The organism is Pedobacter sp. BMA (assembly GCF_001027745.1).
Classification (GTDB): domain Bacteria; phylum Bacteroidota; class Bacteroidia; order Sphingobacteriales; family Sphingobacteriaceae; genus Pedobacter.
In genome coordinates this window covers 109,645-134,488 of the sequence record NZ_LECU01000006.1, presented here as the reverse complement: position 1 = coordinate 134,488, position 24,844 = coordinate 109,645, and the positions used below count along the sequence as shown (strand labels likewise).

The following is a 24,844-nucleotide window of genomic DNA, read 5'->3' as shown; positions in this document are numbered from 1 at the left end:
ATGGCCGAAGTAGGTTTAAAAAAGTGGATCATTACATTTACGGTAATCACGGCTTCTCTTCTGGAGCTGATTGATACAACGATCGTAAACGTAGCAATCCCTCAGATACAGGGAAACCTGGGCGCTACCCTCGAGGATATCGCCTGGTTATCTACTGGTTATGCTGTTGCGAATGTAATCATCCTGCCAATGTCAGGATGGTTAGGAAGTCGTTTCGGGCGTAAAAATTATTTCTTAGCCTCCATCATTGTTTTTACGCTGGTTTCCTTTCTATGTGGTAATGCAACTTCTTTGAGTGAACTGATCCTGTTTAGGATTTTACAAGGGGTTGCAGGTGGAGGATTAATTTCAACAGCACAGGCAATTCTTATCGAAACCTGGCCTCGTGAGGACGTGGGTATCGCTACAGCATTATTTGGCCTGGGTGCTGTTGTGGGTCCAACTGTAGGACCAACAATTGGCGGTTATATTTTGGAGGTTGCAGACTGGCCATGGATTTTTTATGTGAACATTCCCGTCGGAATACTCGCCGCCTACTGTACCTATACGTTTATTCGGGAAACACCAAAAGATGGAAAAGGAAAGCCTGTTGATTGGTGGGGTATTGCCCTGCTGGCAATTGCAGTAGGTAGCTTGCAAACTGTGCTAGAAAAAGGAGAAAGCGAAGACTGGTTTTCAACACCATATATTACTGCATTAGCCGTAGTTTCTATATTTGGGTTATTACTTTTTATATGGAGAGAAACCGCAACAGAGTTTCCTATTGTGAACCTCCGGATCATGAAAAAGAGAAGTTTTTCAATTGGTATGTTTACTTCCTTTATTCTGGGGTTTGGACTATACGGTTCTGTTTTCGTTTTCCCGGTATTTGCGCAGAATCTCTTAGGCTTTACGCCACTGCAAACGGGTAAGCTCTTTATTGCAGGAGGTATCTGTACCATTGCCATGATGCCGTTTATCGGAATTATGCTTAAAAAGGGTGTTCCTGCACAATTCATGGCTACAGGAGGAATGTTTTTATTCTTCGTTTTCTGCTGGATGCTGAGTAATTCTACCCTGGCTTCCGGTACTGGCGACTTTTTCTGGCCACTAGTAATCAGAGGTTTTGGTATGGCCCTGTTGTTTGTACCATTAACAACATTGGCCATGCAGGATTTATCCGGACCAGAAATAGGTCAGGGGTCTGGATTGAACAACATGAGCAGGCAATTAGGCGGTTCTTTTGGTATCGCAGCATTAACCACCTTGATTCACATTCGTTCCGGCTTCCATAGAAGTAGCTTGCTCACTAACATCAATGAATATAATCCAGCATTTGTTCAAAAATTAAATGTTTTAACACACGGCTTTATGGCTAAAGGTGCTTCATTTATTGATGCAAAATTGATGGCGATGAAAGCGATAGAAGGTTCGGTTATTAAACAAACCATGTTGCTCACTTATAGCGATGCTTACTGGGTAGCAGGTTTAATAATGTTGTTTTCAATTCCGTTATTATATCTTCAAAAGTTTAAGAAGAATGCAAATATTGTTACTGATGCCCATTAATATTTGCAAAGAATTGGCATAAATAATGATAAAAAACAAAACAGCCGGTGTATTTTATTACATCGGCTGTTTTAACCCAAAAAATTAACAATCAATGCAATGCCCTTAAACATTGCAAATGTTCTTAACCGGCTACCAGGTAGCCAAATAAGATTCTAAAATTAAAATTTATTCTACAATTATCCAAATTGTAAGCCCTGGAATTTTAATACCTTAAGCATTTTTTGTAGTATTACATGATACAAAACTATTGCTTACAACATGCCTAAACTCCGTTTGACCACACAGCGAGAATCTATTTTCAACAACGAGGTGATCTCGAAATTTGAACTTTTTAATAGTCTTTTTTTAACGCTCCCTTTTTATAAAATAAAAGATACAGGAACCTTACTCCCTTTATTTTTCAAAAGCTGTGAAGATGGTATTGCAAACGGACAGAAGCCTGCGCAGATTATTGAAGAGTTTTTCGCCAAGTTCACCAGCTATACGGAACGTAAGGATATTATTGACTTGCTTTTCCGGTTCATACAGTACATCGAACGTCAGGTAGTGCTATTCGATGCAGTTGAAGATGCATCTTTTACTAAGCTGAACACAACAGATGAGCAAAGCACGCTGGCATTCATCCTGAAAAAAAATGCCGACAACAAGCCAATGCTGGCTAAGATTGAAAAGCTGATCGATGAGCTTTCGCTTCGCCTGGTTTTAACAGCTCACCCAACGCAATTCTATCCGGGAAGCGTTCTCGCCATCATTACTGATCTCACAAAAGCAATTCGCGAAAATGATATCACTTCGATGAATTCCTTACTACAACAATTAGGTAAAACGCCTTTTTTTAACAAGAAATCTCCCACACCAGTTGATGAAGCACTTAACCTGGCCTGGTTTTTGGAAAATACCTTCTATTTTGCTGCTGCAAATATTCAGGAAGAAATTGACCAAAACCTTGACGAATATAATTTAGAAACAAAAAAAATACTCGAATTGGGCTTCTGGCCAGGTGGTGACAGAGATGGAAATCCAAACATTCATGCTGAAACAACCCTCGAAGTTTCAAAAATGCTACGCCAGATCTTGTTCCGTTGCTACTATCGTGATTTCAGAGTCATAAAGCGAAGAATCACTTTTAGGGGTGTGGAAGAGAACCTGGCTTACTTACATGATGTTTTGTATAAAAATGCTTTTGATCAGGCCTGTGAGTTGACCGATATATCTGATGATCTTAAAGAAAATCTAAACAAAATTAAAGATACTTTACTCAAAGAACATGATGGGCTATTCGTAGATCTGGTGAATGATTTGATCCGCAAGATAGACCTTTATGGAAATTACTTTGCATCCCTTGATATCCGTCAGGATAGCCGTGTGCTAAGAAGCGTTCATGCCTATTGTCGACAGAATAAACCAATATCTTCTCTATACCCTGCTGATTATGACCAATTACCAGAAGGCGATAAACTAAAACTGATTTCATTTAAGGAAGCAACACCAGTTTACGCTACTGAAGGGGATGCCCTGATTGAGGATACCATACAGACTATAAAAGAAATTAAGGGAATACAAAAGCGCAATGGTGAAAAAGCCTGCCACAGATTTATCATCAGTAATTGTCAGCAGGCAAGCGACATCCTTCAGCTGATTGAACTTTTTCTTTGGAATGGCTGGAGCAAAGATTCCCTTACAATCGATTTCGTGCCACTTTTTGAAACTGTAAATGATTTGAAGGGCGCTGCAGCGATTATGGAGACACTTTATAGCAATCCATTCTATAAAGCCCATTTGTCTACGCGTGGAAACAAGCAGGATATTATGCTCGGTTATTCGGATAGTACAAAGGATGGTGGTTACCTCATGGCCAACTGGTCTATTTTTAACGGTAAAACTTCACTTTCTGAAGTGGCAAAAAAACACAATATTCAACTTGCATTCTTTGATGGCAGAGGAGGGCCTCCATCACGCGGAGGAGGGAAAACGCACCGTTTTTATGCCTCCATGGGCAAGGAAATCGCAAATAAAAATATTCAGTTAACCGTTCAGGGGCAAACCATTAGTTCTCAGTACGGATCTGTAGAAAGTGCCGAATTTAACATTGAGCAGCTCATTAATGCTGGGATATCTTCCGGCCTTAAGGAAAAGCATAACGTACTTCTTGATCCTCAAAATAAGTCGCTATTAGATGAAATGGCAGAAGATGGTTATAAAGCTTTTGTCGATTTGCGCGAGCATCCTTTATTTGTAAGTTACTTGGAAAAACTTTCTCCGCTGAAATTGCTTTCGCAGGCCAATATCAGTAGCAGGCCAGTTAAACGAAATGGTGGCGGCGAACTCAAATTAGAGGATCTGAGAGCCATTAGTTTTGTCACAGCGTGGAGTATGCTGAAACAAAATGTTCCCGGATTTTATGGAATGGGTACTGCGCTTAAAAATCAGGAGATAGCGGGTAACTGGGATAAAGTGGTTAAAGTGTATGAGGATTCAGATTATCTTAAAACCATCGTCGATAATTGTATGATGAGCATGAGTAAGTCAGACTTCGTGATTACGGCACATTTAGCCAACGATAAAGAATTTGGTGCCTTTTGGACTCAGTTGCATAATGAATTCGAATTAACAAAAGAGATGCTGTTAAAATTATCAGGTCAGCCTGTATTAATGGCCAACTACCCTGTAGATAAAAAATCTATCGCTACACGCGAAAAAATTATTTTGCCACTGGTCTTGATCCAGCATTTCGCACTAGAAAAATTGCAGCATGATCATGATGAAAAGGTTCAGCACGCTTTAGAAAAATTAGCCGTTAGAACCGTCTTTGGTATTGTAAATGCTGGCCGTAACCTGGCTTAGACATTAAAAAATAAGCCCTCTCAGATAATACCTGAGAGGGCTTAATATTTCAAAGAGTCTGATTAAAGAGAATTATCTGTCAATCGATCCCATTACTTTCTGACCGAAGGCGTTTAGCGCATCTTTCTCAGCAGCACCTTCACTTACCATTTGATGTACCTCAAGCGCACCACAAATATTGGTAATCATTTCGCCCGCAACATCAACCTCATGCTCACTCACCCCTCTAAATTCACAAAATGCCTCTAAAACCTCTAAAGTGGTCTCCAGTTGTGCTGGAGTGGTATTTTGAAATAATTGTCTGATAACCGGAATCTTCATTACTTTATTTTATTAAATAATTCTACTAAACCTTCAGCCTTGTTGGTTTGCACCTGATCAACCAGATTTCCACCTTCAAATGCAGCAAAAGTCGGTAAATTATCAACGTTTGCGAATTTGCGTGAATTCGGAAGTTTCTCTGCATCAACAATTAAGAAAGCTACATCCTCATTTTCTGAAGCCAGTTTTTTAAACTTTGGTTTCATGATTCTGCAGTTACCACACCATGATGCAGCATACTGAACCATAACTTTCGAATGATCGGCTAAATACTGTTGAAGATTATCTTCTGTTAATTCTAAAAACATAATGTTTTATTTAATTAGTTGGCAGCTAAATATTCTGCTACACCAGTTCTGTTTGCATTCATTGCTTCTTTGCCTTCTTCCCAGTTTGCAGGACAAACTTCACCATGCTTCTGAACGTGAGCATAAGCATCAATCAAACGTAAATATTCTTTAACGTTTCTACCCAATGGCATATCGTTAACACTTTCGTGGAATACTTTACCTGTTTCATCAATTAAATAAGTGGCTCTGAAAGTTACGTTCGAACCAGAGAAAGATTCGTTTCCTTCTTCGTCATAGTTAACTTCCTGATCTAATATATCTAAAATACCAGAAAGCTGTCTGTGTGTATCAGCTAAGATAGGATAGGTTACGCCTTCAATACCACCATTATCTTTTGGTGTATTTAACCATGCAAAATGAACTTCATTTGTATCGCAGGAAGCACCGATTACAATGGTATTTCTTTGCTCAAACTCAGGCAAAGCAGCTTGGAAAGCGTGCAATTCTGTAGGACAAACAAAAGTAAAATCTTTTGGATACCAGAATAACAATACTTTTTTATTTTTGCTTACAGCTTCTTCAAATACATTGAGCTTCAAGTCATCACCCATGTCTGACATTGCATCAATACTAACACTCGGGAATTTTTTACCTACTATTGCCATAATTTGTTGTCTTTAATTTTGTGCCACAAAGGTACGGTGAATTCATCAGTCAATCAAACGCAGATAACTAATAGTTCATTGTATTTATTGATATAGATATAGTTAAAAACTATAATTTACAAATTAATTATAGCCATTATAAATCTCTTGTTTTTTTAAAGCCCTGCTCAATCATTCTCACCAACTGATAAATAGGTTTTTGCTTTTTCAAATCAGAATTCATTTTTTAACTTTGATGTTTCGGAATTAACATAACATTTAATAATATAATGGCAAAAGCATCTGAAGTAAAAGGCGGGAACGTTCTTCGTTTTAACGGAGAGCTGGTAAGCGTTGAAGAGTATATTCACCGGACCCCCGGAAATTTAAGGGCATTCTATCAGGCGCGCATGCGTAATGTAAAAACAGGAAAAATTGTAGAATACCGTTTTCGTACAGATGAAGAAGTAACGATTTGTAGGGTAGAAACCAACGATTATCAGTATTTGTATGAAGATGGTGATTATCTGGTTGTGATGGATAACAACACTTTCGAACAATACAATATCCCAAAACTACTCTTCGGAAGCTCAATTAAGTTTTTAAAAGAGGGAATGAACGTTACCATTGCTTTTGAAAGCGATGAACCCATAGTTGCCCAGTTACCCAACAGCGTTGAACTGGAAATCACTTATACAGAACCAGCTGTAAAAGGCGATACCTCCACGAGTGCACAGAAATATGCTACTGTTGAAACAGGGGCAGAAATCAGGGTGCCGTTATTTATTAATCAGGGCGACAAGGTTAAGGTAGATACCAAAACCGGCGATTACATGGAACGGGTAAAGTAAGCTTAATCCCTTAGCCCTTACCGGCATAGGTTTTTGTTAAAATAATTTTACCTTTGCCGTCACAAAAAAAAGAAACATAAATCCAAATAGGATCAAATAATATGGCTAAAGCATCAGAAATTAAAACAGGTAACATTCTTCGTGTAAATAACGAACTGGTTACTGTCGACGAATGGAATCACCGTACGCCAGGTAAAGGCGGCGCTTTTTATACTGGTAAATTCCGCAATATTAAAACAGGTAGAATTGTTGAAGCACGTATGAATACCGATGAGGCTGTTGAAATCTGCCGTGTAGAAACCAACGACTATCAATATTTATATGAAGATGGAGACTATTTAGTAGTAATGGACAATAACTCCTACGAGCAATATAATGTTGAAAAATCATTATTTGGTTCAGCAATTAAATTCCTGAAAGAAGGAATGAGTGTTATCGTTTCAATGGAAAGCGACGAGGCAATTATGGGTCAGCTGCCAAACTTTGCTGAGTTCGAAATTACCTATTCTGAACCTGCAGTTAAAGGGGATACTTCTACAAATGCGCTAAAAGCAGCCACTCTTGAAAATGGTGTTGAAGTGAAAGTTCCGATGTTTGTTAATCAGGGCGATAAAATTAAGATTGATACACGCACAGGAGAGTATGTTGAGCGCGTAAAATAATCTATAAGATTGATCATGAGCCTCGCATTGCGGGGCTTTTTGTTTTAAACCGTTTTTTCAAACAAATAAGCGTACAGTCGCATTAGTTACCTAAATCGATACCATGTTAAAATCAGTGATCAGGAAACAAGCTTTAACAGACAGATTAGCAATTAGCGAGGATGAGTATGAATTACTAAACAAAGGCTTGCTGGATCAGTTTACCACTTTGGATTTCAGTAATGTAAAAGCAATACATATATTTTTACCGATAACCGAAAAAAGAGAGCCTGATACATTTCTGCTCATTAACTGGCTGGCAAAAAACTACCCGGAGATAAAAATTATCGTTCCAAAAGCAGATTTCGAAACAGCTTTAATGACCCATCATGAGTATCTGGGTCCACACGATTTGAAGAAAAACATCTATAACATCTTAGAACCACAAAAAGGTGGTCTTCACAACGGGGAGGTTGATCTGATATTTATCCCGCTACTCGCTTTTGATAAAAAGGGCTACAGGGTAGGGTATGGAAAGGGGTTTTACGACCGCTTCCTTGAAAATTTAAATGCTCGGAAAATAGGCTTATCTTTGTCACCTGCAATAGAAAAAATTGATGACGTAAGTGAACACGACATTCGTCTTGATTTTTGTATCACACCAACAGCAATTATTAAATTTTAGCAATCATGGCAAACGAAATCGTTATCAAAACAGAAAAACAATACGAAGACAACATGATTGCCGTATTTGAACTGCAGGAAAAAGAGGAGCTAACACCGGCCGATTTAAAGCAAATTGAGCTGATGTTGAAGGCAGGTGAAAAATACGAGGCAGAAAACCTTTAATCCAGTTCCAGTAAAACCGGACAGTGATCTGAATGGATCGCATCAGGTAAAATCCTGACGTTTTTCAATCTGCTTTCCATTGGTCGCGTGGCTAAATGATAGTCGATTCGCCAGCCCAGATTCTTTCCTCTCGATCCAGCCCTGTAACTCCACCAGGTATAATGATGTGGATCTTTATTAAAATGACGAAAGGTGTCGATAAAACCATTGTCTAAAAACAGCTGCATCCATTCCCGTTCTTCAGGTAAAAAACCCGATGAATTCGCATTCGATTTCGGGTTATGGATATCAATGGCAGTATGGCAGATATTATAATCGCCACTCACAATGAGATTCGGGATTTCCTTGCGTAACTCACCTATATAGGTGTTGAAAAACCGCATAAAATCATATTTCTTTACCTGTCTTTCGTCACCACTTGAACCTGAGGGCATATATAAACTCATCAAAGAAAAATCGCCGAAATCGGCCCTTAAAATCCTTCCTTCTTTATCTATCCATTCTTCTCCACAACCATATTCTACATGATTAGGTTTGATTCTCGTAAGAATCGCCACGCCACTATATCCCTTTTTTTCAGCAGGAAACCAATAATGATGGTAACCTAGCTGCTCTATTAAAGCAATTATTTCAGGAATCTGCACAGGCAAGGCTTTCACCTCCTGCAAGCATACCATGTCTGCATCCGTGGCTTGTAACCATCCGAAAAAATTTTTTGTACTGGCTGCCCGAATGCCATTAACGTTGTAGGAGATGATTTTCATTGGTGGTAAATTTAGAAATTAATGATGACAGGCTATAGTAATTGAAGTTTCATTTCGTTAAATTTGTTTATGAGCATAGAAGAATTAAAAATTGAAATCGCTAAAAAAGTCTTCGAAACTAATGATGAAAATCTTTTGTCGGAATTAGACATGCTTTTAAGCAGTAATGAGAAGTTTATTTTGGAAGATTTACCATTACACGTTCAGGAGGGTATTAAAAGAGGAATGAAACAAGTTGAAGAGGGAAAATTTACACCTCATGACGAGGTGATGAAATTGTATAACAAATACCTATGACTTTTGAAATATTTTGGAGTGATGAGGCAAAAGAGACTTTTGATGCGATTTTTTGGTTTATTTACGACCGATTTGGAGAAACCTCATCAAAGAAATTTTTGAAACAGACCAATAAAGTTATTTCTATAATCAGAAGTCACCCGGAAATTTTTGAATCCCTTTCATCAGAAAGATTTAGAAAAGGAAATATAACCAGTTTGACTTCTATCTTTTACGAGATCCAAAACGATAGAATATACTTATTATATTTCTATGACAACCGTCGGGAACCACTAATATCTAAATAACGGTCTCATTTTTACGAAAGCTGACTTGCTAATGCCTTCTCAAGTTTCTTAACTTCCCGTTTCTTTAAAATTGTGATATCCATTTTAACATCCTGTTTAGGCCTGTTATTTTTGTCAGTAGTTAGCATTGCAATTTTATCTACCATATCCAACCCCGAAATAATCTCCCCGAAAACAGTGTAGTTCCGGTCTAAATGAGGTGTACCACCAATAGTTTTATATACGAGTCTTTGCCAGTCAGGAATTTTATGTTTCAGTCTTTTTTCTTCGAGACTATTTAACTGCTCATCGGTAAAAACCTTTCCCTGCACCAGATAGAACTGGCTTCCGCTTGATGCTTTTTCAGGATTGATTATATCGCCTTCTCTGGCAGCAGCAAGCACACCCTTTTTATGGAACAGGCTGTCTCTGAATTCTGCAGGGATGGTATATTTCGGCCCACCTTCGCCCAGCAAACTATCAGGTTTTGCATTCCTTGAATCGGGATCGCCGCCCTGTATCATAAAATCCTTAATCACCCGGTGAAATAAAGTACCGTTAAAATAACCATCTTTTGTCAGCTTTAAAAAGTTATCGCGGTGAAGAGGCGTTTCATTATACAGTTTGATAATGCATTCACCAAACTCAGATTTAATCTTGATATATTGATTTTTTGGCTTTGAGGCAAAAGTAGATAATGTGGTAAGTAACCCAATCAGCAGGAGTAATTTCTTCATTTTAAACGGTGTTTAAGGCTAAATTACTTTAAAAAATGAAATTCAATAAATAAAAGGCAATGTTATTCGGTTTTTTTTGCTTTACCTTTGTAATAATGAAGTTAAAACAAAAAATAGCACTTTCTTTAGCCGTATTGTATACGGTAAGTGTTATGGGTTTGGCTTTAAGTTTACATTTTTGCGGCGGGAAGCTCGAAAATGTTAAACTGTTCAGTAATGCTGTATCCTGTAAGTTCTGCAAAGATATTCCTGCTGAAAAGAAAGACGATGGTTGCTGTAAAAATACACAGGTAACGGTAAAAGTCAAAGATAGCCATCAGGTTGAAGCGAAGGTGGAAATGCCTAAGTTGTTTTCAATTCAACTTTTTCTTCATCCACCGGTTATTACTTTCTTTAGTGATTTAAAATCAAGTTTCTTTAATAAAATAAGCAACAAAGCACCTCCGCTCAGGCTTGGTGTAGCACTGCACGTTTTCAATTGCATTTTCAGGAATTAGGATAATTAGTAAACCTTAAAGGGTGTTCAACATCCCTTAGGAATAGTTTATTTCTTAAATTCTAATTTCAAAAATCATGAAAACAATAAAATTATTCAGCATTATTATGCTTCTTTTTGCCGTTAACGTTTCGGCACAACAAATTTCAACAGCCGATTTAAAGGTTACCGGTTTAACCTGCTCTATGTGTTCAAATGCAACACAAAAATCACTTGAAACACTCGGCTTCATCAATTCAGTAAAGCCCGATCTTAATAAAAATATTTTTGTCCTGACTTTTAAAAAAGGGGCTGACATTAATCTTGACATGGTTCGTAAAAAAGTTCAGGATGCAGGCTTTTCGGTAGGAGGACTAATGGCTGAGTTTACTTTTAATCAGGTTAAGGTAGACGATAAAGGCCAGGCAATTGTGGATGGAAATGTTTACCGGTTTGTAAATGCTAAAAACAAAACGCTTAACGGAACAGTAAAGGCAGCTGTAGTTGATAAAGATTTTATCTCAGGATCTGCATTTAAAAAACAAGCTGCAACGGTAAACTCTGATGCTTATTCAAGCGGCGCTGCCGTTGTTAATGGTAAGAAAACCCGTGTTTTTCACTTAGTTCTTTCTTAAAAAAATGAAGAAATTACTATTTGTTGTGCTGGTTTTGGCCGGTACAGTCGGTCATGTTGTAGCCCAGGAATTATATGTGTTTACTGAGCCGGCCAGCAATATGCCAACTAAATCCATCGGGGTTAGGCTAACCAATGAAGGTATGTTTAACAATCCTGATTTTGTAAGCAGAACAATTCCCGAAGTGATGTTTGGCTTTAACAAAAACCTGATGGCACATGCACAGGCTTTTCTTTCGGATATGGATGGAAAATATCGTTTGGAAGGGGGGAGCTTATATGTTAAATACAGGTTTTTATCAATAGATGAAGCACAGAGCCATTTCAGGGCTGCTGCCTTCGGAAGGATAAGTACAAGCAAGCGGCCAACCTACACGAGAGATATTAATCTGGAAGGAGATAACAGTGGGGTACAGGGAGGCCTGATTTTTACGCAATTGCTGCATAAACTGGCCCTTTCTGCGACACTCGGCTATGCTCATGCTTTTAAGGATAGTGAAAGCCAGATCGCAGGAATGCCCCGACCCAATAATATGTTATCTTACAGCCTGTCTTCAGGATATTTGCTTTTCCCCCTGGTGTACAAAAATTACAAGGAGCCTAATTTTAATTTCTACTTTGAGATGCTGGGTAAAACCGATCCATCCTCTGGTCAGTCATACCTGGATTTAGCTCCGGCAGTTCAGCTGATTTTAAACAGCAGAACAAGGATTGACCTTGGATATCGTTTCCAGGCTACAGGAAACATGGTAAACAGATACACCAAAAATATGTACCTTTTAAGGGCAGAATTTAACTTTTTTAATGCTTTAAAATAATTGATAATATGAAAAAAATAATAGTACTGATAGCTGTATTTGCTATCTCAATGACCAAAACAACATTTGCACAAAGTAAAACTGATGCGGCTTTTAACCAATTGCTTGCAGCTTATTACGACGTGAAAAATGCACTGGCTTTCGACAAACAAGATGTAGCAAAAGTAAAAGCAAATGCGCTTTCTAACAAGGTTGATGCGATACAACACAAAGACCTTCCTGCTGCTCAACATATGCTTTGGATGGAGCAATCAAAAATTATCAAAGCAAAGTCAATCGAATTAGCTGCCGGAAAAGATATCAAAGCACAGCGAAAATCTTTCGAAAGTCTTTCTTCGGCAATGATTAAAACGGTAAGAAATATCAAATTTAATAATGCTACGGTATATGTTCAGCATTGCCCGATGGCAAAAGCCAGCTGGTTAAATGAAAAGGAAAACATTGAAAATCCATACTATGGAAGCATGATGTTTGATTGTGGTAATGTGTCTGAAACGATAAAATCAAAATAATGAATCTGCATATCAAAAACATGGTATGCAACCGTTGCAAAATGGTGGTTAAAGCAGAGTTGCAGAAACTCGGCTTTAACCCTGTTTCTGTCGAACTGGGTCGGGTTTCTTTACAGGAAGGTATCTCTGCAACCGATAAATCTAAAATAGGAGATCAGTTGAATGCTTTTGGTTTCGAACTTTTGGAGGATAAACGAACGCAGCTTTCAGAGCAGATTAAAACCTCAATTATTAATCTCGTTCACTATTCCATGGAACCATTAAAAATTAATCTTTCTGCCTATTTAAGCAGCTTGCTAAATCTCGAATATCACCAATTGAGCACTATCTTTTCAGAAGTTGAAAATCAAACAATCGAAAAGTATTTTATCGCACAAAAAATAGAGAAGGCCAAAGAAATGCTCACTTATGGAGAACTTACCTTAAGCGAGATTGCTTTCGAACTCAATTATAGCAGCGTTGCACACCTTTCATCTCAATTTAAAAAGGTTACAGGTCTTACACCTTCCGCCTATAAACATTTAAATGATAGAAAACCTTTGGATGAAGTGTAGCCTATATTTAACATCAACCTCCCAAAGGATTATTTTTCTTATCATAAATCAAGACTTAACCTCATCTGGCGCTGTAATTTTGTTATTCAAACTTCTTGGCGATGTCAGCATTATCACAATTCAACAACTTCACACAGCGTTTGCCACAAACGGAGCTAATGCCAACCATTTTTATTGGTCATGGCTCGCCGATGAATGGTATTGAGCACAATGAGTTTAGCCAGAGTTGGGCGGATTTGGCAAAACATATTCCGGTACCCAAAGCAGTTCTCGTTGTTTCAGCGCATTGGTATACCCGTGGCACTTTCGTCACAGCGATGGATTTTCCATCAACCATTCATGATTTCGGAGGCTTCCCCCAAGCGCTTTTTGATGTGCAGTATCCTGCTCCCGGTGATGCAAAACTTGCTGAAGAAATACCATCTCTCATACACAGTACTAATGTTGGCTTAGATCATGATTGGGGTTTAGATCATGGAACCTGGACCGTAGTAAGGCATATGTATCCTGAAGCTAACATCCCTGTGTTGCAATTAAGTATTGATTATACGAAATCACCGGAACAACACTACGAAATTGCACAAGAGATTTACGCCCTTCGTAAAAAAGGTGTTTTGGTTATCGGGAGCGGAAACATGGTTCATAACCTGCGTATGCTGAGTTGGGAAATGATTAACGGAGGAGGCTACGATTGGGCTAACGAAATGAATGGTAAATTTAAAAACCTGATCATGAACGGCGACCATAAGCCCCTAATCGATTATAGAAATTTAGGTGCTGAAGCAATGCTTGCCATTCCGACCCCTGAACATTATCTACCACTTATTTATACCTTAGGAATGAAAAACGAAAGGGAGGATATTTCTTTCTTTAACGATAAGGCTGTAGGCGGCTCGTTAACCATGACTTCGGTTCTGGTCGGCTAGTCACACCTTGTCCCTTTATTTCTATACAGCGTATGCCACTTAAAATCCTGTAACATTTTATGATTATTCTGTAACGTTATTAACCAGCTAATCAGGTATTTTTGTTTAAAATTATGATGATGACACATACCTATCAACTTACCGGCATGACCTGCAGTGGTTGCGAAAATAAAGTTAAAAATAATCTACTCGTTTTACCCGATGTAACTTCTGTCGAGGTTTCGAAGGAGAATAACTCGGCGACCATCGGCATGGCTAAGCACATAGGTTTATCTGATCTGCAGCATGCACTCGGCGGAATAAACAGTAAATATCAGATTTCTGCAAATACCCCTCATGACGTGATGCAAGAAAGCAAATCATGGATACAAACCTATAAGCCAATCTTATTGATTTTTGGTTATGTAACTGCAATTTCATTCATCGTTTCATGGCAAAACAGTACCCTGAATTTGATGACTTTTATGCGGGTATTTATGGCAGGATTTTTCCTCGTATTCTCCTTCTTCAAATTCCTCGACCTGAAGGCATTTGCCGAAAGTTATGCGATGTACGATATCGTCGCTAAAAAGCTTAGCCTGTGGGGTTATGTTTACGCATTCATTGAACTGGGTTTAGGCTTAGGTTTTGCTTGTAATTTATCTCCGGTGATCTTAAACTGGGTAACACTGGTTGTAATGACTGTTAGTATTCTCGGTGTATTGGAAAGCGTAATAAATAAAAAGAAAATTCGATGCGCCTGTTTAGGTGCAGTGTTTAATTTACCAATGAGTACGGTTACCATTGTAGAAGATGCAATAATGATTGCCATGAGTGCAACCATGCTGGTCATGATGTAAATCACTGCAATGAAAGCCAATAAACGAAATGCATACTTCTGCTATCTGGTGTTTATGGTTGTTGTGATATGTGCTAAATGATGCTTACCGTGCCATGCATACATTCCTAACATATTAGCCAAAGTAAGCTCTCTATCCTGTGCCGGGTGAATGTACTTCTTTTGATAATCTTCCGGTTGCAGGGTTCTTAGGAAAGTTACCCACCTACGGTGTAAAGCACCAAGTAATGTAACCGACAGTTCAATGTCACCGTTTTTCGCTTCTTCTGTTTCTGCCCAGCGCTCTTCGTAGTAAGGTCTGATTACAGGAGTTTCTTCAGTAACTGCTTGCTTAAAACGAATGTAAGCGTTCATGTGGCTGTCTGGAATATGGTGTACAACCTGTCTTAGAGTCCACCCGCCTGGACGATAGGTTCGATTCAGTTCCTCAACGCTCAAATTGTCTGTTACTTTTTTGATCTGATTGGGCAAATGCTCAATCTCCGAAATCCAGATTTCTGCCAGTTGCTGATCAAAGACATCGGGCATGATAAATTGTCCAATAGGGTATTTAAGTAGTTCTATATCCATATCCGAAAGGTACTTATTTTTATAGAAACAGGTTAACCTATCGGTGTGCCTATTAAATTTAGTTAAAATAATTTCATTTTATTAAAAATTCATTCATTTAAAGCATATTGCAATTAATTTAAATCACGCTGAATGAAGAAGTTGTTTCTTGTTTTTGCACTGTTGATTCCTTTAATTGCGGATGCTCAGACTACCAGAACAGATGTATTAATTTTAGGCAATGGAAATGCCGCCTTTGCGGCAGGTGTACAGGCATCTGAGTCGGGTGTAAATTCGATTGTTTTGACACAAAGCGATGGGTTTAAAACAGATGACTATAGAAAATTTATACAAAGTGGCGTAACGGGAGCTTTTGAGAAAAGAGCCAGAAAATCTTTAAAACTGGCAGATAGTATTCCGCTCCCCGTAATAACGAGTCAGATTTTCAATGCCGTGGTTAAAACATGGTCTGATAGTTCGAAACTTTTCGATGTGATTAATAATACCTCAATAATTGAGATTAAAAGATCGGGGAGTAATTGGGAGGCTAAAATTAATAAAGACAGAAGCATCAGGGCAAAAATTCTGATTATCACTGATCGCCCTGAACAAGTTTACGCGGCTTTAAAAATTCAAACCTTAAAGCCGGCAGAAACTACCCCGGTTAATTATTATGAAAATTCATACCGAACCACAGTTGGTGCAATAGGGGAAAGTGTCAACTTTATTTCGCTTTACAATTTACTCATCCCCGATCAGGAAAACATCCTATACATTGAGCCTGATCATTTAGAAACAGGTCAGGCTGCTGGCGCAACGGCTGCTTATGCGGCCTTTTTCCAAACTAAAACCAGCTTATCGAACTTGAAGAGAATACAGGGTGAATTATTAAGTTATAAACTACCCCTAATGCCTTTCGAAGATGTTAAAATTGCAGATTCAAACTGGCTGGCCATTCAAAAGGTAGGTATTACAGGTATTTTAAAGGCAGAATTGAAAAACGAAAAATTGTTCTTTAATCCGGAAAAAGCAGTTTTGTATGAGGAAATCAAACAGCCGGTAAAAGATTACTACTACAAAGCACAGATCTGGTTCGACGACCACAAAGATGTCGCGGTTAATCTCGAAAATACGATATCCCTGGTGTGTTATGTCGGTAACAAAGCGCCGGAAACAACGAAAGCAGAAATCGAGAAGAAATGGGTCAAACAATACAAATTCAGTTCGAAATACAATATGAACAAAGTCTTAACCCGCAGGGAATTTTCTGTAATCATAAACGAATACCTGAAACCATTTGATATAGTGAATGTGGATCGAACAGGAAGGGTAATCAGATAGCCCAAACTTGTAACATTTCCATTTCCTTCATGATTTAGTTTTCGCATTGTCTAAATTGCGGTATCCAAACCAATATTCATGAAGAAATCTTTACTTTTCCTATTGCTTTGCACGGGCAACTATGCTTTTGCGCAACAAATTGCTCCACTAACTGTCGAAAAAATCATGCGCGATCCAAAGTGGATGGGCGTTTCACCTGCAAACTTCAGATGGACAGCAGATAGCAAAACATTATACTTTAACTGGAATCCGGAAAATAAGACTAAAGAAGAACTTTTTAAAATCGCTCCCACGGCAACAAAGCCTTTAAAAGCTGTAGATAAAGAAGATGAGAAGCTTTTAAGCCTGAATTATGTCTATAACAAGGATAAAACACTCGGTCTGATCGAGAAAGGAGGCGACATTTATCTGCAGAATTTCAATAGCAAAAAAGAAATGCGGTTAACCAATACCATAGAAAGAGAAAGCAATCCAGCCTTCCTGACAAATGGAGATGTCATTTATCAGCTGGGCGATAATCTCTTTCAGTTAGGCCTTAACACTGCGGAAACAAAGCAGCTAACTAATTTTATCAAAGGAAAGCCCGCTGGTAAGTCTGCAACAAAGTCGGCCACCGAACAGGAAAGTTGGCTGAAGTCTCAGCAAACTGAGCTTTTTGATATCATTAAAAAGCGAAATGCAGAAACACGGAATGCTGGTCGTGGTGGCAGAGGCCGTTTCGGTGCTTCCTCTGCTGATTCAAAGCCCCTTAAACCGCTTTATACTGATGATAAATCACTAACGAGCGTAGTAATCAGTCCCGATGGTCATTTTATCACCTATAAGCTTACCTCGCCTGCCACTGGTAACCACAATACCATAGTCCCTAATTATGTAACTGCTTCAGGATATACTGAAGATATCCCTGGCAGGACAAAGGTTGGCGAAACCGAAAACCTTTCACAGGGCTTTATTTACGATACGGTAAAGGATTCTGTTTACGCCCTTCAAACTTCAACAATCACCGGAATAAAAGATATCCCGGAATTCTATAAAGATTATCCAAAGGAATTGGATAGTCTAAAAAAGAAGAATGCTGATAGGCCTGTTAATTTTTTCGGCCCTGTTTGGAATCAGAATGGTACAGCTGCGGTAGTAATTGCATCCTCTCTGGATAACAAGGATCGCTGGATTTTAAAACTTGATGCTTCGACTGGCAAATTCAACCTCATCGACAGGCAGCATGATGAGGCATGGATAGGCGGACCTGGAATCAGTGGTTTTTACCAGGGCAGTTCGGGATGGATAGACAATAATCGCTTTTATTATCAAAGTGAGGCATCCGGATATTCTCATTTATATGTCGCAAATGTTTCCAGTGGCGACAAAAAGCAACTCACTTCAGGTAAATGGGAAGTTCAAACGCTTGAACTCTCGAAAGACAAAAACTATTTTTATTTCAAGGCCAATAAGGAACATCCCGGAATTACGAATTTCTTCAAGATTAGCGTAAACGGAGGAGAAATTATTCAGATTACTGCCATGAAGGGATTAAGTGATATTACGCTTTCTCCTGATGAAAAATACATCGCAATTAACTACTCTTATATGAATAAGCCGGGTGAGCTTTATCTTCAGCAAAATAAGGCTGGCGCAAAGGCCACAAAAATTACTTCATCAACATCTCCGGAATTTAATTCATATAAATGGAGAGAACCCGATTTAGTGTCTTTCAAGAACCGTTATGGTGCCGATGTATATGCACGGGTTTATAAGTCCGATCAGCCTGCCGCCAATCATCCGGCAGTGGTATTTGTGCATGGTGCAGGCTACCTGCAGAATGTTCACTTCGGCTGGAGCACTTACTTCAGGGAATTTATGTTCAATAACCTGCTTGCAGATCACGGATACACGGTAATAGACATTGATTATACTGCTAGTTCTGGTTATGGAAGAGACCACCGGACCGGTATTTATCGTTTTATGGGCGGAAAGGATTTAACTGACCAGGTTGACGGCGTCAAATTTCTGGTAGAGAAATATGGTGTAAATCCTAAACATGTAGGATTATATGGCGGTTCGTACGGAGGTTTCATTACATTGATGGCCATGTTCAACGAAGCCGATGTTTTTGCCAGCGGAGCAGCATTACGCTCGGTTACCGATTGGGCACATTACAATCATGGATATACATCTAATATCCTCAATGAACCTTTCAACGATCCTATTGCTTATAAAAAAAGTTCACCAATATACTTTGCTGATAAATTAAAAGGCAATCTGCTTATGGCCCACGGAATGGTTGATGTTAATGTTCACTTTCAGGACATCGTTCGCCTTACCCAGCGTTTCATTGAACTCGGTAAAAATAACTGGGAGCTCGCAGTTTACCCCGTAGAGGATCATGGTTTTGTTGAACCGTCCAGCTGGACTGATGAATATAAACGGATTTTTAAGCTTTTTGAAAAAACGCTGAAATAACAAAAAATAGCCCTGCTGATCACCATCAGCAGGGCTATTTTAAAATGCGGTAAATAAAGTTGAGCGCAAAAGAAATGCCTTTGGGAACCACTCCAAAGGCATAATCAACCTAAACCTCAAACTAAACTATGAAAAAATCTTTTGCCTTTTACAGCTATATATTCAATTCCGGATTAATGGAAAAAATTGTCTTCTCTAAACGATGAAATAATTAATATTTGTTTCTCGTTTTGGTGGTGCAAAGGTAAGAAGAATTTGTTAATTCCGAAATGTTTTTAATAAAATATTTTTATAATACAAATGGATGACAAATGTAAGTCTGTGTAGACATCTTTAATACTTAACAATTTACTTATAGTCAGATATTTGTAGCTGGATGTCACAGAAATCGTATTCCAGAATTTGATTCGAACCAATGATGGTTAGTCGGTCTTTTGTGAATTGCTCTATCAGTTCACGATACCAGTTAATACCCTGTACATCTAAATTACTTGTTGGCTCATCCAGAAACAATATAGGAGAATCAGAGCAGCAGGCCAAAGCAAGTTTGGTTCTTTGTTTCATCCCAGATGAGAAGTATTTGATTTGTTTATTAGCCGCCTTTTCCAATCCTAAAATGGAAACAAGCGATTTTGAATCAACGCCATCCGCAAAGGCCTTAAATTTAAAGTGAAAATCAATAATCTCCCTAAGTGTAAAGGTCTCAACAAGCTCGAGATACGGAGCCGCTAAACTAATATACTGATATACCACCTCTACCGGCAAATCTTTGCCATCAGAAAATAGTATAGCTCCCTCTGAAGGAACCAGGCTTCCGGTTAAAATACTTAATAAAGTCGATTTTCCTGAGCCGTTTGGGCCCAGGATTGCGTAGCTGCTTCCAGAATTAAACGTTGTGGTTAATGACCTGAAAATCCACTCTTTATTGAATCTCCGGCCCACATTGTTTAAAGCTATTTTCATTGTTAAGTAGCTGCCTCAGTTAACTTCCCATTCCGAAGCCCTTCATTACCCCTCTGTTCGAATTTCGGATAAAATCAACGATCTCATCACGAATTTCAGTCGGTTTAAATTCAGCCTCTATCATATCCAGTGCCTTCGTTACGTTATTGTGTTTCACAAATAAAACGCGATAAATTTCCTGAATCTCGTCAATTTGCTCATTCGTAAAACCTCTCCTGCGTAAACCGACAGAATTGATCCCTGCATATGAAAGAGGTTCACGCGCCGCTTTAACATAAGGAGGAACATCTTTACGTACTAATGAACCTCCGGTTACGAAAGCATATGAACCAACCTTTACAAATTGATGTATCGCAACCAAACCGGCAAGTACAACATTGTTGCCAATAGTGATGTGTCCGGCGAGCGTGGTGCTGTTTGAGAATATACAGTTATTACCAACTTCACAATCGTGGGCAATATGAGAATAGGCTTGAATTAAACAGTTACTGCCAATAACAGTTTTCCATTTATCCTTCGTCCCGCGGTTTATGGTTACACACTCACGTATAGTAGTATTATCGCCAATTTCTGCAGTAGTTACCTCGCCGGCAAATTTCAAATCCTGAGGTTCACCTGAGATCACAGCTCCGGGGAAGATACGGCAGTTTTTACCAATGCGTGCACCATCCATAATGGTAACATTCGAGCCAATCCAGGTACCTTCGCCAATTACAACGTCTTTATGTATCACTACAAAAGGTTCAATAACTACGTTTTCGGCTATTTTTGCCTGTGGATGTATATATGCTAATGGTTGTATCATTATTGGGCTGGTTCTGCTTGTTTAACTTTTGAAATTTGAGCCATCATTTCGGCTTCTACTACGATTTTTTCACCAACCATACCCACGCCTTTCATTTGGGCAATACCCCTCCTGATCGGTTCAAGTAAGTCGCAACGGAAAACAATCGTGTCACCTGGTAACACCTGCGCCCGGAATCGCACATTATCTATTTTTAAGAAATAAGTAAGGTAGTTTTCAGGATCCGGAACAGTGCATAAAACTAAAATCCCACCTACCTGAGCCATAGCCTCAATTTGAATTACTCCTGGGAAAACAGGTGCCCCAGGAAAATGCCCCTTGAAAAATTCCTCGTTCATGGTAACGTTTTTAACGCCCACAACATGGTTTTTTGATAATTCAAGGATCTTGTCAACAAATAGAAATGGCTGACGGTGAGGTAATATTTCCATGATCTTCACCACGTCGAAAAGTGGTTTGGCACTTGGATCGTAAACCTTCTGTATTTTTTTGTTCTTTTCTTTTTTGATAGCAGCTTTTATTTTCTTTGCAAAGGCAACATTCGCTGCATGACCCGGACGCGCAGCCATAATGTGTCCTTTCAGATGCATTCCAACAAGCGCCAGATCGCCAATCATATCCAGCAATTTATGTCTTGCAGGCTCATTCTGGTAACGCAGCTCCATATTGTTTAAAATTCCCTGAGGGGCAACGTCAATATCTGCACGGTTAAATAGTTTGGCCAAATGACTCAGTTCAGCCTTCGTTACCTCTTTATCAACAATAACAATGGCATTGTTTAAATCACCGCCTTTAATCAGGTTATGCTGTAATTGATACTCCAGTTCGTGTAGAAAGCAAAAAGTACGGCATGAAGCAATCTCTTTTTTAAACTCAGCAATGGTATTAATGCCCGCATGCTGGCTCCCAAGTACAGGTGAGTTGTAATCAATCATGCACGTAAAACGGTAGTCATCTAATGGCATCGCCACAATCTCTACCTTTCTGTCGGCCTCCGTATACGTAATGTTATGTGGGATCGTAAAATATTCACGATCCGCATTTTGTTCAATCGAACCAACTTCTTCCAGTAAATCAATAAACTGAATCGAACTGCCATCCATAATTGGCGTTTCAGGTCCGTCAAGTTTGATCAAAACATTGTCCAGATCCATACCAACTAACGAAGCCATCACATGCTCCACGGTACTTACACTCGCTCCGTTTTGTGTAATGGTAGTCCCTCTTGATGTGTCAGTTACGTTATCCGCATCAGCATCAATAATTGGATGTCCGTCTAAATCAACACGTTGAAATTTAAAACCATGGTTTTCTGGTGCAGGGCAAAAGGTAAGGGTAACATTAGCTCCGGTGTGTAAACCAACACCCGATGCTGATATCTCTTTTTTAATCGTTTTTTGTCTAACGTTCATTATGTAATGTGTTCTTTTCCAGTTCAGCAGTTAGCTTTTTCAATTCTTCTTCGAGCGTATTTATTCTTTTTTCAATAGCAGGTAAATGCTTGAAGATAACAGATGCACGCATCCAGTTGCGCAACGGTTGGGCTGGACTACCATGCCACTGCTTGTCTTCTTCGGTAATGTTAAAATTTATCCCCGCCTGTGCACCAATTTGCGTTCCTTTCGCCAGCGTTAAGTGGCCTGCAATGCCCACCTGGCCGCCAACAACACTGTTCGGGCCGATTTTAGTACTGCCTGATATACCCGATTGAGCAGCAAGAACTGTATTCTCACCAATCTCCACATTGTGTGCAATTTGGATAAGATTATCAATTTTTGCCCCTTTTTTTACAATCGTAGAGCCCATTGTGGCACGGTCAACAGTTGTATTGGCTCCAATCTCAACATCGTCCTCTATAATGACGTTGCCAATTTGAGGGATCTTATTGTATGTTCCGTCTTTCTGGGGAGCGAAGCCAAAACCATCACTACCAATTACAGTATTCGAATGTACGGTTACCCGGCTTCCAATGATCGAGTTATGGTATACTTTAACGCCTGGAAAAAAGGTGCTGTTGTCCCCAACCTTCGAGTTTGCACCAACAAAGGTCTGTGCGTTAAGCCGGCATCCATCCCCAATAATTACACCTTCAGCTACATAGGCAAAAGCATCTATAAATACATTCTTGCCAATCTTCGCACTTGGGTGAACGAAAGCAAGCTTATCAATACCTGATTGTGCCGACTGTGCGTTCATCGCCTCATTATACTTATCAAGCAATATCGTAAAAGAGCTGTAAGGGTTGTCAACACGAATCAGCGTGCTCGTGTAAGATTGGGCAGGAGCGAAGTCTTTTGATACAATTACAACAGATGCCCGAGTGGAATATAAAAAATTCTCGTATTTAGGATTGGAAAGAAAAGACAAAGAACCTTCTTTTCCATCTTCTATTTTAGAAAGTTCGGTAACGGCGACATCAGGGTTGCCATCAATGGAACCATCTAAAAACTCGCTTATCTGCTTTGCAGTAAATTGCATCGTACAAAGGTATATGTTAAATTGATATGAACAAAAAAACCTGCGAAGGTTAAGCCTTGTATATTTTACACAATAGTAAGACTTAAAACGGCAGTAGAAGTCAAATATTTTGTTAAAATTGTTTAAATACCCCTTGGGTAGCACAGAATGTACTTCTCAACCGTTTTCTGTAGCGATTCAAGGTTCGATAAATCCGAGGCCTTTGCTATGTCAACGATGTCATTATTTTTCATCAGAATCTTAATGTTTCCCACACCCGCATTATATGCCCTGTTTTGTATCGCATTAGTAAAAACGAAATACCGGGCTTCCTCGGCTTTAATTTCTAGTATATTAATGGCGGCATCCTTTAAAAAATCAACACGGTCTTTACTTGCCATCTCGTTACCCATTTCTACCTTGTATAGATTTCGCGATGTTAGCATCTGGCAAAGTTTTGCAAGTATCTTATCGGGATGAGTTACCCATACTTTCACGGCCGCATAAATGTCCTGATCATCAAGATTAGTAAAATGCTCCAGGTTCTGGTGGTTTAAAAAAAAGTTATCCTGGTTGATATCATTTTTCAGAAAATAGCTTAAAGATGGGGACGCAAATAAATTTTCTCCATGCCCGGTCAGTTCCTTTGCACGCTCTAATAATTTTACCAGAATCATTTCACCGGAAATAACCGTTTTGTGAAGGTAAACCTGCCAGTACATTAAACGTCTGGCAATCAGAAACTTTTCAATCGAATATATACCTTTTTCATCGATGACTAAGTTGTCATCGTCAACATTAAACATTTTGATAATCCGGTCAAAGCTGATAACCCCTTCACTAACACCGGTAAAAAAGCTGTCGCGGTTCAGGTAGTCCATCCGGTCCAGATCCAACTGGCCTGAAATCAACTGATGAAGGAATTTCTTAGGATAAGTACCATTGAAAACTTCAATGGCATGCGTTAACTTTCCTTCAAAATGCACATTTAAATCATGCATCAGTTTTAATGATATGTCTTCATGCCTGATTCCGGTAACCAGGGAGTGTTCCAATGCATGAGAAAATGGACCGTGGCCAATATCGTGCAGTAAAATAGCCAGTGTAGCGGCTTCTTCCTCACCCGCTGTAATCAAATGCCCTTTACTCCTTAATACCTCAATGGCTAAACTCATCAGGTGCATGGCACCCAATGCATGGTGAAACCTGGTATGTAAAGCGCCTGGATATACCAGATGGGTCATTCCAAGCTGTTTAATGTAACGTAAACGCTGAAAGTATGGATGTGAAATAACATCGTAAACTAACGCTGATGGAATGTTAATGAAACCGTAAACGGGATCATTTATTATTTTCTTCTTATTCAATCGTTAAAAATAGTTAAATAGATAGATACGGTACAAAAATTGCTATTTTTATTGATAGTTTGATTTAACTACCCAAATAAAAGGGAGTTC

28 protein-coding genes are annotated in these 24,844 nt (G+C 39.0%); 17 read left to right on the top strand and 11 right to left on the bottom strand.

What is annotated here, in order from left to right; translation table 11 throughout:
- Together AB669_RS12630 and AB669_RS12625 are read left to right on the top strand one after the other, a co-directional pair.
- Positions 1 to 1,548 carry a DHA2 family efflux MFS transporter permease subunit gene (locus AB669_RS12630; RefSeq protein WP_047799684.1) on the top strand — a complete coding sequence of 516 codons (1,548 nt, stop codon included), beginning with the start codon at positions 1 to 3 and terminating at the stop codon, positions 1,546 to 1,548.
- A 261-nt stretch (positions 1,549 to 1,809) separates the two neighbouring features.
- The gene (locus tag AB669_RS12625) at positions 1,810 to 4,395 is read left to right on the top strand and encodes a phosphoenolpyruvate carboxylase (RefSeq protein WP_047799683.1); all 2,586 of its coding nucleotides are present in this window, start codon (positions 1,810 to 1,812) and stop codon (positions 4,393 to 4,395) included.
- A gap of 72 nt (positions 4,396 to 4,467) precedes the next feature.
- Here AB669_RS12625 and AB669_RS12620 read toward each other — a convergent pair whose 3' ends face one another.
- The 3 genes from AB669_RS12620 to AB669_RS12610 are packed head-to-tail and all read right to left on the bottom strand — an operon-like array spanning position 4,468 to position 5,671.
- Positions 4,468 to 4,716, bottom strand: a complete 249-nt coding sequence (locus AB669_RS12620) for a hypothetical protein (RefSeq protein ID WP_010599336.1) — start codon at positions 4,714 to 4,716, stop codon at positions 4,468 to 4,470.
- Complete coding sequence (locus AB669_RS12615) at positions 4,716 to 5,024, bottom strand: co-chaperone YbbN (protein ID WP_047799682.1); 309 nt, start codon at positions 5,022 to 5,024, stop codon at positions 4,716 to 4,718. Before AB669_RS12615 ends, AB669_RS12620 begins: the two co-directional genes overlap by 1 nt.
- 14 nt (positions 5,025 to 5,038) lie before the next feature.
- On the bottom strand, positions 5,039 to 5,671 hold the full coding sequence (locus AB669_RS12610) for a peroxiredoxin (protein WP_047799681.1): 633 nt from the start codon (positions 5,669 to 5,671) through the stop codon (positions 5,039 to 5,041).
- Between the two features lie 269 nt (positions 5,672 to 5,940).
- Here AB669_RS12610 and efp (AB669_RS12605) point away from each other — a divergent pair, with 269 nt between their 5' ends.
- The 4 genes from efp (AB669_RS12605) to AB669_RS22175 all read left to right on the top strand — a co-directional run bounded on the left by efp (AB669_RS12605) (position 5,941) and on the right by AB669_RS22175 (position 7,991).
- Positions 5,941 to 6,501, top strand: coding sequence for an elongation factor P (gene efp / locus AB669_RS12605; RefSeq protein WP_047799680.1), 561 nt, complete (start codon positions 5,941 to 5,943; stop codon positions 6,499 to 6,501).
- Between the two features lie 101 nt (positions 6,502 to 6,602).
- Positions 6,603 to 7,163 (top strand): elongation factor P, encoded by a 561-nt coding sequence (efp, locus tag AB669_RS12600; protein WP_047799679.1) that lies wholly within the window; start codon positions 6,603 to 6,605, stop codon positions 7,161 to 7,163.
- Positions 7,164 to 7,266: 103 nt separating this feature from the next.
- Entirely contained in the window at positions 7,267 to 7,827 is a 561-nt protein-coding gene (locus AB669_RS12595; protein WP_047799678.1) for a 5-formyltetrahydrofolate cyclo-ligase, read from the top strand.
- Between the two features lie 5 nt (positions 7,828 to 7,832).
- Positions 7,833 to 7,991, top strand: a complete 159-nt coding sequence (locus tag AB669_RS22175) for a hypothetical protein (RefSeq protein WP_156166737.1) — start codon at positions 7,833 to 7,835, stop codon at positions 7,989 to 7,991.
- Here AB669_RS22175 and AB669_RS12590 read toward each other — a convergent pair.
- Positions 7,988 to 8,755, bottom strand: a complete 768-nt coding sequence (locus AB669_RS12590; protein WP_047799677.1) for an exodeoxyribonuclease III — start codon at positions 8,753 to 8,755, stop codon at positions 7,988 to 7,990. The genes AB669_RS22175 and AB669_RS12590 overlap by 4 nt on opposite strands.
- Positions 8,756 to 8,824: 69 nt before the next feature.
- Here AB669_RS12590 and AB669_RS12585 point away from each other — a divergent pair, with 69 nt between their 5' ends.
- Positions 8,825 to 9,052 carry a hypothetical protein gene (locus AB669_RS12585; protein WP_047799676.1) on the top strand — a complete coding sequence of 76 codons (228 nt, stop codon included), beginning with the start codon at positions 8,825 to 8,827 and terminating at the stop codon, positions 9,050 to 9,052.
- Positions 9,049 to 9,339 (top strand): type II toxin-antitoxin system RelE/ParE family toxin, encoded by a 291-nt coding sequence (locus tag AB669_RS22565; protein ID WP_047799675.1) that lies wholly within the window; start codon positions 9,049 to 9,051, stop codon positions 9,337 to 9,339. Before AB669_RS12585 ends, AB669_RS22565 begins: the two co-directional genes overlap by 4 nt.
- A gap of 11 nt (positions 9,340 to 9,350) precedes the next feature.
- On the opposite strand, the gene AB669_RS12575 is transcribed toward AB669_RS22565, so the two are convergent.
- The gene (locus tag AB669_RS12575) at positions 9,351 to 10,055 is read right to left on the bottom strand and encodes a peptidylprolyl isomerase (RefSeq protein ID WP_047799674.1); all 705 of its coding nucleotides are present in this window, start codon (positions 10,053 to 10,055) and stop codon (positions 9,351 to 9,353) included.
- 95 nt (positions 10,056 to 10,150) lie between these two features.
- Between AB669_RS12575 and AB669_RS12570 the strand changes: the two genes are divergently transcribed.
- The 7 genes from AB669_RS12570 to AB669_RS12540 all read left to right on the top strand — a co-directional run bounded on the left by AB669_RS12570 (position 10,151) and on the right by AB669_RS12540 (position 14,813).
- Positions 10,151 to 10,552, top strand: a complete 402-nt coding sequence (locus tag AB669_RS12570) for a hypothetical protein (RefSeq protein WP_047799673.1) — start codon at positions 10,151 to 10,153, stop codon at positions 10,550 to 10,552.
- Between the two features lie 76 nt (positions 10,553 to 10,628).
- The gene (locus AB669_RS21565; RefSeq protein ID WP_053058395.1) at positions 10,629 to 11,165 is read left to right on the top strand and encodes a heavy-metal-associated domain-containing protein; all 537 of its coding nucleotides are present in this window, start codon (positions 10,629 to 10,631) and stop codon (positions 11,163 to 11,165) included.
- Between the two features lie 4 nt (positions 11,166 to 11,169).
- Complete coding sequence (locus tag AB669_RS12560) at positions 11,170 to 11,982, top strand: hypothetical protein (RefSeq protein ID WP_047799672.1); 813 nt, start codon at positions 11,170 to 11,172, stop codon at positions 11,980 to 11,982.
- Positions 11,983 to 11,990: 8 nt separating this feature from the next.
- The gene (locus AB669_RS12555) at positions 11,991 to 12,494 is read left to right on the top strand and encodes a DUF3347 domain-containing protein (protein WP_053058394.1); all 504 of its coding nucleotides are present in this window, start codon (positions 11,991 to 11,993) and stop codon (positions 12,492 to 12,494) included.
- On the top strand, positions 12,494 to 13,048 hold the full coding sequence (locus tag AB669_RS12550; RefSeq protein ID WP_047799671.1) for an AraC family transcriptional regulator: 555 nt from the start codon (positions 12,494 to 12,496) through the stop codon (positions 13,046 to 13,048). Before AB669_RS12555 ends, AB669_RS12550 begins: the two co-directional genes overlap by 1 nt.
- A gap of 101 nt (positions 13,049 to 13,149) precedes the next feature.
- Entirely contained in the window at positions 13,150 to 13,974 is an 825-nt protein-coding gene (gene ygiD, locus AB669_RS12545) for a 4,5-DOPA dioxygenase extradiol (protein WP_047799670.1), read from the top strand.
- 113 nt (positions 13,975 to 14,087) lie between these two features.
- A complete protein-coding gene (locus AB669_RS12540; protein WP_231582670.1) occupies positions 14,088 to 14,813 on the top strand; it encodes a heavy-metal-associated domain-containing protein in 726 nt (241 codons plus the stop codon).
- Between the two features lie 41 nt (positions 14,814 to 14,854).
- Here the strand turns inward: AB669_RS12540 and AB669_RS12535 are convergent, their stop codons facing one another.
- Positions 14,855 to 15,382: a YfiT family bacillithiol transferase gene (locus tag AB669_RS12535; RefSeq protein WP_047799669.1), complete on the bottom strand. Its 528-nt coding sequence runs from the start codon at positions 15,380 to 15,382 to the stop codon at positions 14,855 to 14,857.
- Between the two features lie 132 nt (positions 15,383 to 15,514).
- Here AB669_RS12535 and AB669_RS12530 point away from each other — a divergent pair, with 132 nt between their 5' ends.
- Both AB669_RS12530 and AB669_RS12525 read left to right on the top strand, forming a co-directional pair.
- Positions 15,515 to 16,702: a hypothetical protein gene (locus AB669_RS12530; protein ID WP_047799668.1), complete on the top strand. Its 1,188-nt coding sequence runs from the start codon at positions 15,515 to 15,517 to the stop codon at positions 16,700 to 16,702.
- Positions 16,703 to 16,780: 78 nt separating this feature from the next.
- Positions 16,781 to 19,162 (top strand): prolyl oligopeptidase family serine peptidase, encoded by a 2,382-nt coding sequence (locus AB669_RS12525; RefSeq protein WP_047799667.1) that lies wholly within the window; start codon positions 16,781 to 16,783, stop codon positions 19,160 to 19,162.
- Positions 19,163 to 19,510: 348 nt separating this feature from the next.
- Here AB669_RS12525 and AB669_RS12520 read toward each other — a convergent pair whose 3' ends face one another.
- The 5 genes from AB669_RS12520 to AB669_RS12500 form a co-directional block, all read right to left on the bottom strand.
- Positions 19,511 to 20,125 (bottom strand): ABC transporter ATP-binding protein, encoded by a 615-nt coding sequence (locus AB669_RS12520; protein WP_047799666.1) that lies wholly within the window; start codon positions 20,123 to 20,125, stop codon positions 19,511 to 19,513.
- 19 nt (positions 20,126 to 20,144) lie between these two features.
- Positions 20,145 to 20,930, bottom strand: a complete 786-nt coding sequence (gene lpxA, locus AB669_RS12515; RefSeq protein WP_010599175.1) for an acyl-ACP--UDP-N-acetylglucosamine O-acyltransferase — start codon at positions 20,928 to 20,930, stop codon at positions 20,145 to 20,147.
- The gene (locus AB669_RS12510) at positions 20,930 to 22,342 is read right to left on the bottom strand and encodes a bifunctional UDP-3-O-[3-hydroxymyristoyl] N-acetylglucosamine deacetylase/3-hydroxyacyl-ACP dehydratase (protein ID WP_047799665.1); all 1,413 of its coding nucleotides are present in this window, start codon (positions 22,340 to 22,342) and stop codon (positions 20,930 to 20,932) included. Before AB669_RS12510 ends, lpxA begins: the two co-directional genes overlap by 1 nt.
- Positions 22,332 to 23,408: a UDP-3-O-(3-hydroxymyristoyl)glucosamine N-acyltransferase gene (lpxD, locus tag AB669_RS12505; protein ID WP_047799664.1), complete on the bottom strand. Its 1,077-nt coding sequence runs from the start codon at positions 23,406 to 23,408 to the stop codon at positions 22,332 to 22,334. The genes AB669_RS12510 and lpxD overlap by 11 nt, the downstream gene beginning before the upstream one ends.
- Before the next feature lie 122 nt (positions 23,409 to 23,530).
- Positions 23,531 to 24,754 (bottom strand): HD domain-containing protein, encoded by a 1,224-nt coding sequence (locus AB669_RS12500; protein WP_047799663.1) that lies wholly within the window; start codon positions 24,752 to 24,754, stop codon positions 23,531 to 23,533.
- Between the last annotated feature and the right edge of the window lie 90 nt (positions 24,755 to 24,844).